Source organism: Pseudomonas costantinii, assembly GCF_001870435.1.
Taxonomy (GTDB): domain Bacteria; phylum Pseudomonadota; class Gammaproteobacteria; order Pseudomonadales; family Pseudomonadaceae; genus Aquipseudomonas; species Aquipseudomonas costantinii.
The window spans coordinates 148295-162853 of the sequence record NZ_MDDR01000003.1 but is presented as its reverse complement, the minus strand read 5'-3'; the positions used below and the strand labels follow the sequence as shown (position 1 = coordinate 162853).

The window sequence follows — 14559 nt, the reverse complement described above, 5'->3', positions numbered from 1 at the left end:
TTAAAAACCCGCGCAGTTTAACGCGAGTCGAGGGTTATTTCCTCTAATCAGAGGATTTAACGCCAACAGAGTTCACGGTTTGACCTGTGGCTTGCGCAACAAACTGTAGGCCATGGCCCCCAGTGCCGCCACACCCAGCAGAAGCACGGCCCACAGGCCGAGTTTCTTCCAGTTGGGGCCAACCTCAGGCGATGTGGCAACGGCGAGAGCTTTCACCACTGCCTCCCCCGCGACTTTGGCCTGGCCCAACGTCTTCAGACGCTCGGTGCTGTAGTCGGGGATCAGGGTGGATAACGGCAGATTGGCAGCTTTCACCGACGCATTACCCAATGCCAGGGTGAACGGCGGCTCACCCCGCGCCAGGAACACCAACTGCGTGGAGCGCACGGCAAAGCGCAGCGCCGGCGCTTCTACACCCAGGCCACCACCGCGTTCATCTACCTGCAATTTGAGTTCAGCAACGGTTACACCGGGCAGTTGCAGTTCGTCTTGCACCACATCCTGGCCGTTCTGGGTCAGGCGGTAGAGCAAGCCATTGCTCAGCGGCTGCCAGGCTTGATTGGCTTCCCGACGCCCCGACAAGGTCACCGGCGCCAGCGTGTTCGGCTGCTTCAACTCGATACGCAAGCGCTCGACATTCAGTCCTGTAGGCAACTGCCAACTGTATTCCCCGGCCTTGAGCCGCGCACCGGCCAACGGCTGCGACCACACCAGTGGCATCGGCAAACTGCTGCTGATGGCGCTCACCAGCTTGGCCGAGGTCAGCAAAGGCGCCTCCTGGCCTTGCCACACCAGGCGCAGGTAACGCGCCGATTGCCCCGGCAGGCTCACATCATGTTGCTCGACCCGCTCGTCGGCAAACGACAGGCGCGCTACCTGGCCGTCGCCCCAAGACTCCCAGTGTTGCAGGTCATCACTGGCTTCAATGCTGAAACGCTGGAAGCCGTCTCTTTCGCGGCTCCAATCCAGGCTCAGTTGCTGCAAAGGCGCCTTGATCGCGCTGGCGTCCAGCACCCAGCCACGCAGCACTTGCTTGCCCGCCTTGGTGGATGGGCGCACTTCCAGCAACGTGCCTTCAGACGTGGACTTCATCACCACGCCAGGCAACGCGGCCTGCGTGTCGACGGCGTACAGCGGAAACCACTTCACGTCAGTAACGTTTCGGTTCTCGGAGCGTTGCGCCGATTGACGGGATAGCGCATAGGCCTGCTGCTCGCCGGCAGCGTTGAACACGCGCACGTCGCTGAGATCAGCCTGGCGTGCACTCAATTGCACCGCCAAGGGCAGCTCCAGCCGATACCAAGGGCCGCTGCCACTCACGGCCAGCGGCACTTGCGTGGTGAAGTCAGCCGGACCTTCCTGCGCGTATACCGCCGAACACACCAGCCATACCGCCCACCCGCTCAGACTCAGCTTGCCCATCAAGAAGACGCTCCCTCAGTTTCAATCACAGGTTCGGCACGTTTCGGCGGCAGCGGTGCAAAGTAACCCACCACCAGCAGCAACCCGCCCACGCCGATAAACGACACGATCCGCGCCAGGCCACCACGGTTGCTCAGCTCGACAAAGAACAGCTTGGCGACCACCACCGCAATCAACGCGGCACCGATCAGCCACACTTCGCGACGATGGCGCAGGTGGCCGCCGATCATCAGACCGAGGGCGATCAGGGTCCAGACAATCGACAAACTGGCCTGTACCAGCATGGATTCCAATAGCGCATCCAGATGAAACGGCACGTCGCCCCAATGATGAGCCGCGCGCATCACCAACGCAGTAAAGAAGGCAAACAGCGAAACACCTGCGACACCTTGGGCGACCAGCTCAGCACGCGGCCCACGCTGTGGCGCCACGCTGCGCGACCACAAATACACACCCAGCAGCGCAAACAGCAGGCCCAGATCCAACGGGTTAAGCAGCGGCACATACGGCAGTGGCTTGGCCGTGCCATCGCTGAAAATATTCGCCAGCCAGAACCAACCAAGCATCAACACCGCCAATGGCAGCGCCGCCAGCACGCGGTATTCACGCGGGTAAGCCGACACAGGCCATGGCCAACTGCGCGGCGCGGCGGCCAGCACCAAATAGACACTCGGCAGAATCGCCCAACCCAACCAGCGCCAGGCGTTGTACTCGCTCGACAGCAACAACAAGCCGTAACGCAGCTCCAGCGCCAACACACCGATCAGCATCCAGCAGCCCAGCACGTGTGCCACGCTCAGCACTTTGGCGGGAACCACCGTCGCCAAACGACGCAACGAGATGAAATGCACCCCAAACACCGCCAACCAGGCCAGCCAACCGAACTGCGCCGCCGGGTGGTAATACGCGTGGGCAGATACCAGCAATACCAACCCCGCCGCCGGCATCAGCAAGGTGCACAGCATGCCCATCGACGCCCAACGCAAGCGTTCGGCCAACAACGCCCAGATCGCCACGCTCACCGCCGCGATCGCCAGCAGGCACTGCCCTTGCAACTCATCAGGAATAAACCGCAGCACTTCACTGATCAACGCCAACGCCCACCATGCCGCCCCCCACACCAGCAACAGGTCGGACAGGCGTTGCAGTTGCAACACGGCAAACACCGGAGCATGTGGCTCACGCTGCAAGCGCCAGGCGCCGACCAAGGCGGCCAGGCCGAGCACCATTGGCGTCCAGAAACCGCTGTGCGCCAATGGGCGCAGGCCCTCGCCGGTCAACGGCCCCAACAACTCCGGCACCGCGAGCAAGAACGAGCCGCCGCCGATCAGTTGCAGCAGCAAGCCAAACACAAAACTGACGCGCTGTTGCAGGTACAGGCTCAGCCAGATGATCAACAACCCACTGGCCGCCCACACGCCGCTCGCACTCTCCCATGGCAGTACAAACAGCACGGCCAGATTGATCAATGCCAAGCCCGCGAGCAGCACCACCGACAACCCGCGCAGCAGGCGTACATCGCTGCGCACCATATCGTCGCGCGCAGCCAGCAACATGCCGCCGACCAACGCCAAGCCGATCAGGGAAGCGGTCAGCAAGCCGGTCCAACCGGCACTGAATACCGCCCCTCCTTCACCCCCTTGCAAGCGCAACAGGAACAACGCACCGCCCAACAACTGCACGGCGAACGCGCTGAACAGGAAGGTGCGAGAGCCGATACGCAGGCCGACAAACAGGGTCACCAGACCGGCGATTGCCCAACTGATGGCAGTGCCTTGGGTCAGCAACAGTAACGGTGCGAGCAGGTACAAAAAGCCCAAACCGAGACTCGCCAGCACCGGCAAGCCTTGGCGCTCCCAATCCGCCGCCTGTTCGGTCGGCGCCTTGCGCAGTTGATGGAAGCTGAACAGTAACGCCGCGCCCAGCAGCAACGCGCCCAATGGCGCACCGTCGAGCAAGGTGCGTTCGCCAACGCGTAGCTCGCTGAGGAATGCCAGCGCCGAGCCCAACTGCAACAATAAGCCGAATGCTCGCGCCAACGGCCGCTGCTGACGCAAACCGAGCCAGAAGATCCCGGCGCCTTCAACGGCCCAGGCAGCAGCGGTCCAGCGGGCATCGAGACCCAGCGGGATAGCGAGACTGGCAAAGATCACGCCCAGCGCCAGGCAGGTTTCCGCCAGCAGCAAGGCGCGCCCGCCACTCAGCAACCGCGCCAGGCCCATATAGATAATGCCCAGGCCCAGCGCACTGAACGCCGCAGCGAACTCCATGTGCTGAACCAACGCGAACTGCAATCCAAAGCCCACCAGCGGTGGCCCGAACAACATACTGCCATCGACATAATCGCCTTTGGCCGCCGACCAACGCAGCAACGCGCCACGGCTGTCATCTTCGGGTGCATCGCTCATCTCCAGCAATTTGCGCCGGGCGAACAACAGGCCGATGGCCAGGTACATCAGGAAAAACACAATCAGGAACGGCTCGGTGCTCCACAGCAACTCCGGCGTATAGGAGCGCATGCCCCAAGCGAAACCGATGCCGAAGGTGCCGACAAACCCGATCAGGTTGAGCAAGCGCCAGGCCTTGAACCAGGCGATGCCGAGGATGCCGGCGTTGAGCAGGGCAAAGTAGCTGAATAGCGCCACATGGTTACCCGCGCCGGTGGAGGTAAGGATCGGCGCCGCAAAGCCGCCCAGCGCCGCCGCGCAAGCCAACCCCAACGCATCCTGGGTGATCGCCAGAATCGCGGAAAATACTGTGACCGCCACCAACAAGCCCAGAGCGGCACCCGGATCGATCAGCGGATGCAGGCGCATCGCGGCGAACACCGTCAGGTACAACACGGCAATACCGGTGCCTTGCAGCATCAAACCGTAATTGCTGTTACGCAGCCGCAGCCACCAACCCAGACCCAACAGGCCCACTGCGGCAGCGGCAACGCCTGCATAACGCAGTTCAATCGGTACCACCATGCCTTCGGTGGCATAGCGCAGCAGGAAGGCCAGGCCGAGGAACAACAACACCACACCGACCCGCAACACGGTATTGCCGCCAAACAGCCAATTGCGCGCGCCGCTGATAGCCCGTTCGATGAAGTTGGGGCCACGGGGGACAGCAGGTTCCGTAGGGCGCGGGGTCGGGGCAGGCGCCCAGACATCAGCCGGCAGCGGCTGGCTCGGCTCGGTTTCCATGGCAACCGGTGCGGGTATCAATTCGGCAGGCAGTTCCCAGACAAGATCGGGCGCCTTAGCCTCAGGTCCAGGTTCAACGACGGGGGATTGCGCAATGGCGGGGCCGACAAACACACCGCGCGCCAGCGGCGCAGGCTCTGGTTCGGAGGTTTCCAGTTGTGCCAGGCGTTGCTCCAGCGCTTTCAACGCCTTCTGCGCGGCCTCCAACTGACGACCCTGCTGATTCGCTTGAGTCGACAGCATCGACAAGCGAATCGCCTGGCCAATGCCCAACCCCAGCAGCGCGCCGAAACCGGCCTCCATGAGCGACTCATCGAGTGTCCAGCCGAGCGCCAGGCCAATCAGCATGAAAATCCATTGCATGGTCGATATCCCTAAGCAGCCCGAAGCGGGCAAACCGAGGCCTAGTATATCGACGCGGGAGCAATGTGGGAGCGGGCTTGCCCGCGAATGCGGTGTATCAGTCGACATATTCGTTAACTGACACACAGCATTCGCGAGCAAGCCTACTCCCACATTTTGGATCTGCGGTGTTTAGTCGAGGGCTTTCCAGATCTCGGTCGCGTACTCACGGATAGTCCGGTCGGACGAGAACCAACCCATGCGCGCCGTGTTGAGCACCGCCGACCGCCACCACGCCTTAGAGTCGTGCCAATGTTTTTCGACCGCGGCCTGGGCGTCCCAGTAGGAATCGAAGTCGGCACACACCAAGAAGCGGTCGTAATCAATCAACCCGTCGATCAACCCCACATAACGGCCCGGGTCATCCGGCGAGAACACCCCACCCCGAATTGCTTGCAGCACATCGTTGAGGCGATGGGACGCAGCAATATCCGGCCCGGCGTTGAATTCGCCGGCATGCTTGCGGGCTTCCACCTGCTGGGCGCTGAGGCCGAAGATAAACATGTGCTCGGCACCCACACGCTCGTGCATCTCCACGTTGGCGCCGTCCATGGTGCCGATGGTCAGCGCGCCGTTGAGGCCGAACTTCATATTGCTGGTGCCCGAGGCTTCAAAGCCGGCGGTGGAAATCTGCTCCGACAAATCCGCCGCTGGAATAATGCTTTCCGCCAGGCTGACGTTGTAGTTGGGCAAAAACACCACCTTGAGCAAACCGCGTACGGTCGGGTCGTTGTTGACGGTGCGGGCGATGTCGTTGGTCAGTTTGATGATCAGCTTGGCCTGGTGATAACTGGCCGCCGCCTTGCCGGAGAAAATCTTCACCCGAGGCACCCAGTCGGTGCCAGGCTCAGCACGGATCGCCTGGTACAGCGCCACGGTGTGCAGCAGGTTCAGCAGTTGGCGCTTGTACTCGTGGATACGCTTGACCTGCACATCGAACATCGCCGCCGGGTTGACCGAAATACCCAGGCGCTCATGGATGATGTCCGCCAGCGCACGTTTACTGTGCAGGCGCTGATCGGCGAAGGCTTTGCGGAACGCCTGTTTCTCGGCGAAGGTTTCCAACTCCGTCAGGCGGGTTTCCATGGTGTCGAGAATGTCCGGGCCCAGCGCTTCTACCAGCATCTCGGTGAGCTTGGGATTGGCCTGGTACAGCCAGCGGCGGAAGGTGATGCCGTTGGTTTTGTTGTTGATGCGCTGCGGGTACAGCTTGTGCAACTCGGAGAACACCGTGCTGCGCATCAGTTGGGTGTGCAAACCGGACACGCCGTTGACGCTATGGGAGCCGAGGAACGCCAGGTTACCCATGCGCACGCGGCGGCCGTTGTCTTCTTCGATCAGCGACACGGCACGCAATACGTCGAAGTCATGAATGCCCTTGGCGCGCAGCGAGTCGATGTGCTGAGCGTTGATCAGGTAGATGATCTGCATGTGCCGAGGCAGCATGCGTTCCATCAGGCCGACAGGCCAGGTTTCCAAGGCTTCGGGCAACAGGGTGTGGTTAGTGTAGGAAAGGGTTTCAACCGTGACATCCCACGCGGCTTCCCAAGGGATGTCGTGCAAGTCCACCAGTTGGCGCATCAACTCGGCCACGGCAATGGACGGGTGGGTATCGTTGAGCTGGATGGCGGCGTGCTCGCCCAGGCTCAGCACCGAACCGTGCATATTCTTGTGGCGGCGCAGCAGGTCTTGCAAGGAGGCTGCGACGAAGAAGTACTCCTGGCGCAGGCGCAATTCCTGCCCCGCTTCGGTGCTGTCGGCCGGGTAAAGCACCCGCGAGATGCTTTCGGCACGGGCCACTTCGGCTACGGCGCCCAAATGGTCACCGGCGTTGAAGCGCTCCAGGTGCAGGTCTTCCACCGCCCGTGCACGCCAAAGGCGCAGGGTGTTGACGCTAGCACCGCGCCAGCCGACCACCGGGGTGTCATAGGCGACGGCGCGCACGGTTTCACCGGGCGTCCACACCTGAATCATCTTGCCGGAGGCGTCCGCCAGGGTTTCGACGCTGCCGCCAAAGCCAATCGGGTAAATCACTTCGGCTCGCTCGAACTCCCATGGGTTGCCGAAATCCAGCCAGCGCTCGGTCTGCTCCTGTTGCCAGCCATCGACAATCGCCTGGCGAAATAAGCCGTGCTCATAACGGATGCCATAACCATGGCCGGCAATGCCCAAGGTCGACATGCTTTCCATAAAGCACGCGGCCAGGCGGCCCAAGCCACCATTGCCGAGCGCCGCGTCGGGCTCCAGCAGGCGGATGCGCTCCAGGTCGACGCCCAGCTCCACCAGCGCTTCGCGGGCGATCTCCAGCAAGCCGAGATTGCTCAGGCTGTCGTAGAGCAAACGGCCGATAAGGAATTCCAGGGAGAGGTAATAAACCCGCTTCTGACCTTTGCGGTAGATGTGCCGCGTATGGTTCATCCAGTGGTCGACCATCTGGTCGCGCGCGGCCAGGGCAATGGCTTCGAACCAGTCATGGTCGAAGGCGTGATCCGGGTCCTTGCCCACCGCGTAGGTGAGTTTGGTCAAGACGGCATCGCGAAATGCGGCTACCTCTGCTTCTCGTGCAAGCGGTTCCTGAGACATCGATGCGACCTCGGGCGAGATTGAAGGAGTTGCTAGAGCCTAGTCGGTCTGACAGACGGTAGACGCTCTGGTTCGGCAGTTTTTTAACTCATTCAGGGTTGCGTGGTTTTAATGCATTGGCCGTGCCTGCTTTTCACTCACGCGCACCTTTTGGCTGAAACCCAGAAAATATTGTTCAAAAAATCACCAATCCCGGTATGATCGCGCGCCCGGATACAGCCCCACCTTTTGGAACCCTGATGAAGCCTCAACTGATCGCCGCCGCGGAACTCGACCGACTTGAAACGTGGCAGAAATATTCCGCGCATATGTGCGGTGGCTGCGTGTCCAGCTGCTGCACGCTGCCGGTCGAAGTGAAGATCAAGGACCTGATCCGCATTGGCATCGTCGATGAGTTCGAGCTCGGCGACCCGCCGAAGAACATCGCCAAGCGTTTGCAGAAAGAAGGCATCGTCGAGCGCTTCAATTCCAAATCCGAAATTTTTACCCTGCAGCGCATGAGCAACAACGACTGCCTGTACCTGGATCGTAAGACCCGCTTCTGCACTATTTATGACAAGCGCCCGGATACCTGCCGCAACCACCCGAAAATCGGGCCGCGCCCAGGGTATTGCGCGTACAAGCCGAAGGAAGTGGTGCGCGAGACCAAGTTCAAGACCCTCGATAAGTTCTGATCCGATCGTTCCCACGCTCTGCGTGGGAATGCAGCCCTGGACGCTCTGCGTCCGCTCTTGAAAGCGGGACGCGGAGCGTCCCATGAGGCATTCCCACGCAGAGCGTGGGAACGATCAGGCATAAAAAAACGCCCCCGGCCTTTCGACCGGGGGCGTTTTTCATTCAGCCTGAGTTAACTCAGTTCTTGGCTTTCTTGGCAGCGCGGGTACGCTCGCCTTCGTCCAGGATCTTCTTACGCAGACGAATGGACTTCGGCGTCACTTCGCACAGCTCGTCGTCCTGGATGAATTCCAGAGCCTGTTCCAGGGTGAAGCGAACAGGTGGAACCAGGGCGATGGTTTCGTCTTTACCCGAAGCACGCATGTTGTCGAGCTTCTTGCCTTTGGTTGGGTTGACGCCCATGTCGTTGTCACGGCTGTTCAGACCAACGATCTGACCGTTGTAGATCTCTTGACCGTGTTCAACGAACAGCTTGCCACGCGCCTGCAGAGTTTCCAGGGAGTAGGTCAGTGCCTTACCGGTTTCTACCGATACCAGAACACCGTTCTGACGGCCGGACATGTCGCCGGACTTCATGGTGTCGTAGCGATCGAAGATCGAGGTCAGGATGCCAGCACCGTTGGTCAGGGTCAGGAACTGGTTACGGAAACCGATCAGACCACGAGCAGGGATGTTGTATTCCAGACGCACACGGCCTTTGCCATCCGGCACCATGTTGGTCAGGTCGCCTTTACGCAGACCCATCTCTTCCATCACCTTGCCCTGGGATTCTTCCGGGGTGTCGATGGTGACGTTTTCGAACGGTTCCTGCTTCACGCCGTCAACCTGACGGATGATCACTTCTGGACGACCAACGCCCATTTCGAAGCCTTCGCGACGCATGGTTTCGATCAGTACCGAGAGGTGCAGCTCACCACGGCCGGAAACTTTGAACTTGTCAGCCGAGTCGCCTTCTTCAACGCGCAGTGCAACGTTGTACAGCAGCTCTTTGTCCAGACGTTCCTTGATGTTACGGGAAGTCACGAACTTGCCTTCTTTACCGCAGAAAGGCGAGTCGTTTACCTGGAAGGTCATGGAAACGGTTGGCTCGTCAACGGTCAGAGGCTTCATCGCCTCGACGTTGTCCGGCTGGCACAGGGTGTCGGAGATGAACAACGAGTCCATACCGCTCACGCATACGATGTCGCCTGCGAAAGCTTCTTCAACGTCGATACGGTGCAGACCGTGGTGACCCATCAGCTTCAGGATACGACCGTTGCGTTTCTTGCCGTCGGCGCCGATGGCGACAACTGGAGTGTTCGGCTTGACGCTACCACGAGCGATACGGCCAACACCGATAACGCCCAGGAAGCTGTTGTAGTCCAGTGCCGAGATTTGCATCTGGAACGGGCCTTCACGGTCAACTTTCGGCGCAGGTACGTTGTCGACGATCGACTGGTACAGCGGGGTCATGTCTTCAGCCATGTCGGTGTGTTCCAGACCGGCAATGCCGTTCAGGGCCGAGGCGTAGACGACTTTGAAGTCCAGCTGTTCTTCGGTAGCACCCAGGTTGTCGAACAGGTCGAAGATCTGGTCCAGAACCCAGTCCGGACGCGCGCCTGGACGGTCAACCTTGTTGATGCACACGATCGGACGCAGGCCGGCTTCGAAAGCCTTCTTGGTCACGAAACGGGTTTGCGGCATAGGGCCGTCTTGGGCATCAACCAGCAGCAGAACGGAGTCAACCATCGACATTACACGTTCAACTTCGCCGCCGAAGTCGGCGTGGCCCGGGGTATCCACGATGTTGATGTGGTAGCCGTTCCAGTTGATAGCGGTGTTTTTAGCCAGGATGGTAATACCGCGCTCTTTTTCCTGGTCGTTGGAGTCCATCACGCGCTCGTCGTTGAGCTCGTTGCGCTCCAGGGTGCCGGATTGACGCAGGAGTTTGTCTACCAGGGTGGTTTTACCATGGTCAACGTGAGCAATGATGGCGATGTTACGTAGATTTTCGATCACTTGTGTATCTCGATCAGAGGATTCGGTGTGCTGACAGGTCGTGGCAGCGATTAACAGTAGAGTCAGGCCTTGCCGTTACAGCTTGACGGCAGAGTCGGGGGGCCGGTGACGCAGGCCACAGGCAAACAGCCCCGGGCTCTTAGCTCGGTCGATAAACGCGCACATTGGCATGCCCCTCACTGAGCAAATGGTGGGCATGCAGGCGACTCATCACGCCTTTGTCGCAATACAGCAGGTACTGACGGCTGTTATCCAGTTCCTTGAAACGCGCGTTCAGTGCGTAGAACGGCAGCGTTTGCACGTCGATGCCAGCGATTTCCAGCGGCTCATCTTCAGCAGCATCCGGGTGACGGATGTCGACGACGATCTGACCCGCCAGGGCTTCGCTGACTTCTTCGATTTTCACATCCTGGCCCAATTCGTCGATTACACGATCGATCGGCACCATTTTGGCGTTCTCGAGCGCACGCTCCAGAATCGCCATGTCGAACTGTTGTTCTTCGTACTCCACGCGGTTGCGCTTGGCGTGGGTCTTGGGGTTCACCGAGATGACCCCGCAATATTCAGGCATGTGCTTGGCAAAATCCGCCGTGCCGATTTCCTCGGCCAAGTCGATGATGTCCTGCTTGTGACTGGCGATCAGCGGGCGCAGCACCAGCTTTTCGGTCACACAGTCGATCAGCGACAGGTTCGGCAGCGTCTGGCTGGACACCTGGGAAATCGCTTCACCGGTCACCAGCGCGTCAATCTGCAACTGGTCGGCGATCCTGGACGCGGCGCGCAACATCATACGCTTCAATACCACGCCCATATGACTGTTATCGACTTTGCCGAGAATTTCGCCGAGCACTTCTTCAAACGGCACACTGACAAATAACACGCGCTGGGAGCTGCCGTACTTCTTCCAGATGAAGTGCGCGACTTCCATCACGCCCAATTCATGTGCGCGCCCGCCCAGATTAAAGAAGCAGAAGTGGCTCATCAGGCCGCGGCGCATGATCTGGTAAGCGGCAACCGTGGAATCGAAACCGCCGGACATCAGTACCAGGGTCTGTTCCAGGGCGCCCAAGGGGTAGCCGCCGATGCTGTTGTGCTGGCTGTGGATCACAAACAACCGTTGGTCGCGAATTTCCATGCGCACTTCAATTTGCGGCGCTTTCAGGGAAATTCCGGCGGCGCCGCACTCGCGACGCAGCTTGCTGCCGACGTATTTTTCGACATCCATGGAGCTGAAGGTGTGCTTGCCGGCACGCTTGCAACGCACCGAAAAAATCTTCCCCTCCAGCGCACTGCCGTAGTGCTGCTTGCACTTCTCGGTGATGTCGTCGAAGTCGCCCAGCGGGTACTCATCCACCTGCAGGAAATGCGCGATGCCCGGCATGCAGCTCAGGCGCTCGGTCATGTCCTTCAAGGCTTTGGCGTCGGTGATACGGGTTTCCAGCTCGAGGTTATCCCACACACCGTTCACCACCACAGCCGGGTCCAGATCGCGGAGCACGGCACGGATGTTCTTCGCCAATTGACGGATGAAACGCGTCCGTACCGGTCGGCTTTTGATGGTGATCTCGGGGAAGACTTTTACGATTAATTTCATGGAAACAGCGCGCGCCGGGCCTGCTGAAAAAGGGGGGCGCGGATTATAGCGGAAATCGCTCAAGGTTTAACCAGTTAATATGCATCGCACTCAATGCGCACCAAAACAGGTCATTTGCACAAAATGACGCTACATTGCAGTGCGTTATTTATTCCGTTTCAACGGATTGCACCTTTATAGGGGCCATTTTGAGGCAAAAAGGCCATGTTGGCGCACTGGCATGCAATTTGCTCTCTTGTGAGGCAGGTTGCCTTGGTCGAGTATTCGCGCCGGCATCACCCACATTCTAAGGGCTAACTCCACTACCCAGCCCGAAGCCACCCGGAGGACACCATGTCGAAGTCGGTTCAACTCATCAAAGATCATGACGTTAAATGGATTGATCTGCGCTTCACGGACACCAAAGGTACTCAGCACCACGTGACCATGCCGGCTCGTGATGCTCTGGATGACGCTTTCTTTGAAGAAGGCAAGATGTTCGACGGCTCCTCCATTGCCGGCTGGAAAGGCATCGAAGCTTCCGACATGATCCTGATGCCGGACGACAGCACTGCCGTTCTCGACCCTTTCACCGAAGACCCAACTCTGATCATCGTCTGCGACGTGATCGAACCTTCGACCATGCAAGGCTACGACCGTGACCCACGTGCGATCGCCAAGCGTGCCGAGGAATACCTGAAATCGACCGGTATCGGCGACACCGTATTCGTAGGCCCTGAGCCAGAATTCTTCATCTTTGATTCGGTCAAGTTCAAGTCCGACATCTCCGGCTCCATGTTCAAAATCTACTCCGAACAAGGTTCGTGGATGTCCGACCAGGACGTGGAAGGCGGCAACAAAGGCCACCGTCCAGGCGTCAAAGGTGGCTACTTCCCAGTTCCGCCATTCGACCACGACCACGAAATCCGTACCTCCATGTGCAACGCCATGGAAGAAATGGGCCTTGTCATCGAAGTTCACCACCACGAAGTGGCGACTGCCGGCCAGAACGAAATCGGTGTGAAGTTCAACACCCTGGTTGCCAAGGCTGACGAAGTTCAGACCCTGAAGTACTGCGTACACAACGTGGCTGATGCCTACGGCCGTACCGCTACCTTCATGCCTAAGCCTCTGTACGGCGATAACGGTTCGGGTATGCACGTTCACCTGTCCATCGCTAAAGATGGCAAGAACACCTTCGCCGGCGAAGGTTATGCCGGCCTGTCCGACACTGCCCTGTACTTCATCGGCGGTATCATCAAGCACGGTAAGGCCCTGAACGGCTTCACCAACCCAGCGACCAACTCCTACAAGCGTCTGGTCCCAGGTTTCGAAGCACCGGTAATGCTGGCCTACTCGGCCCGTAACCGTTCCGCCTCGATCCGTATTCCTTACGTGTCCAGCCCTCGCGCTCGCCGTATCGAAGCTCGCTTCCCGGACCCGGCAGCCAACCCGTACCTGGCCTTCGCAGCCCTGGTAATGGCTGGCCTGGACGGTATCCAGAACAAGATCCACCCTGGCGACGCCGCCGACAAAAACTTGTACGACCTGCCGCCTGAAGAGGCCAAAGAGATCCCACAAGTGTGCGGCAGCCTGAAAGAAGCCCTGGAAGAGCTGGACAAGGGCCGTGCGTTCCTGACCAAAGGCGGCGTATTCAGCGACGACTTCATCGATGCCTACATCGAGCTGAAAAGCGAAGAAGAAATCAAAGTACGCACCTTCGTACACCCACTGGAATACGAGCTGTACTACAGCTGCTGATCCGGTAGCGCCGCTTAACGTGGCGTGATGAAAAAAGACCTCCTTCGGGAGGTCTTTTTTTGTCCGGAGTTTTTAAAAAATGCTGCAGAAGGTTTGCCCGCGATTGCGCGGCATCAGGCACCTGTTGTATTGACTGACACACTGCCCACCGCCGCCCCACAGGAGATCACCTTTGAAGCTACGACTTGCATACGCTTTGTTGTTTGTCAGCGGCAGCGCACTCGCTGCACCGCCCACCCTGGAGCCCCTGCTCAACAGCATCGCCGAACGCCTGGCCATCGCCGACCAGGTGGCCCTGAGCAAATGGGACAGCCACAAGCCCGTAGAAGACAAGAAACGGGAACAGGAAGTGATTGCCAGCGTCGTCGCCCAGGCGCTCACTTACAAATTGGACCCCGCCGCTGCCGAGCAATTTTTTTCGGCGCAGATCGAGGCCAATAAACTGGTGCAATACACCCACCTTTCCGACTGGCAGTTCCAAGGCCAAGCGCCCGACGACCCGCGCCCGGATCTGGTAAAGCAAATTCGCCCGCAGCTGGACCAACTGCAAAAGCGTCTGCTCCAGCAACTGGCCGACTTCACCCCGCAGCGCACCGACCCGCAGTGCCCCCAGTGGCTGGCCGCAGCCGTTCATGAGCCGCTGAATGACCCGACGCGCCAGCTCGCGATGATCCGCGCCACTGCCGAGCTGTGCATCTACAAAGGTTAAAGACTGCAAACCCAATCAAAACTGTGGGAGCGGTCTTGCTCGCTCCCACATTTGGATTGCGGGCATTCAGATGCGCCCTCCACGCTTTCCTGAACAATCGTCACAAAACCGCACTATATTGGTGCGACAGCCTGCACTCTTCCCACCTTCCCAGCCCATTTTGGTTCGATTCTTCCCGAGCAAGCTGGCAGAACGCCACAGTTTCGCGCCTGAAACACCCATTTCAAGGCTTTCGCGCTTCTTTT

At 59.4% G+C, this 14559-nt stretch carries 8 protein-coding genes; 3 read left to right on the top strand and 5 right to left on the bottom strand.

All coding sequences use genetic code 11. From position 1 onward, the window contains the following. Nucleotides 1-72 precede the first annotated feature (72 nt). The 3 genes from BFL40_RS00815 to BFL40_RS00805 form a co-directional block, all read right to left on the bottom strand. Nucleotides 73-1422 carry a DUF3999 domain-containing protein gene (locus tag BFL40_RS00815; RefSeq protein WP_071482620.1) on the bottom strand — a complete coding sequence of 450 codons (1350 nt, stop codon included), beginning with the start codon at nucleotides 1420-1422 and terminating at the stop codon, nucleotides 73-75. Next, on the bottom strand, nucleotides 1422-4976 hold the full coding sequence (locus BFL40_RS00810) for a DUF2339 domain-containing protein (protein WP_071482619.1): 3555 nt from the start codon (nucleotides 4974-4976) through the stop codon (nucleotides 1422-1424). The genes BFL40_RS00815 and BFL40_RS00810 overlap by 1 nt, the downstream gene beginning before the upstream one ends. 171 nt (nucleotides 4977-5147) lie before the next feature. Beyond that, on the bottom strand, nucleotides 5148-7598 hold the full coding sequence (locus tag BFL40_RS00805) for a glycogen/starch/alpha-glucan phosphorylase (RefSeq protein ID WP_071482618.1): 2451 nt from the start codon (nucleotides 7596-7598) through the stop codon (nucleotides 5148-5150). A gap of 239 nt (nucleotides 7599-7837) precedes the next feature. On the opposite strand from BFL40_RS00805, the gene BFL40_RS00800 reads away from it, so the two are divergent. Continuing rightward, entirely contained in the window at nucleotides 7838-8272 is a 435-nt protein-coding gene (locus tag BFL40_RS00800; RefSeq protein ID WP_071482617.1) for a YkgJ family cysteine cluster protein, read from the top strand. Nucleotides 8273-8450: 178 nt separating this feature from the next. Here the strand turns inward: BFL40_RS00800 and typA are convergent, their stop codons facing one another. Together typA and thiI are read right to left on the bottom strand one after the other, a co-directional pair. Further along, entirely contained in the window at nucleotides 8451-10271 is a 1821-nt protein-coding gene (gene typA, locus BFL40_RS00795) for a translational GTPase TypA (RefSeq protein WP_003217997.1), read from the bottom strand. 139 nt (nucleotides 10272-10410) lie between these two features. Then, nucleotides 10411-11865 carry a tRNA uracil 4-sulfurtransferase ThiI gene (thiI, locus tag BFL40_RS00790; protein WP_071482616.1) on the bottom strand — a complete coding sequence of 485 codons (1455 nt, stop codon included), beginning with the start codon at nucleotides 11863-11865 and terminating at the stop codon, nucleotides 10411-10413. A 333-nt stretch (nucleotides 11866-12198) separates the two neighbouring features. Here thiI and glnA point away from each other — a divergent pair, with 333 nt between their 5' ends. Further along, nucleotides 12199-13605, top strand: coding sequence for a glutamate--ammonia ligase (gene glnA, locus BFL40_RS00785; RefSeq protein ID WP_071482615.1), 1407 nt, complete (start codon nucleotides 12199-12201; stop codon nucleotides 13603-13605). Between the two features lie 172 nt (nucleotides 13606-13777). Next, nucleotides 13778-14314 carry a chorismate mutase gene (locus tag BFL40_RS00780; protein ID WP_071482614.1) on the top strand — a complete coding sequence of 179 codons (537 nt, stop codon included), beginning with the start codon at nucleotides 13778-13780 and terminating at the stop codon, nucleotides 14312-14314. Nucleotides 14315-14559: the final 245 nt, after the last annotated feature.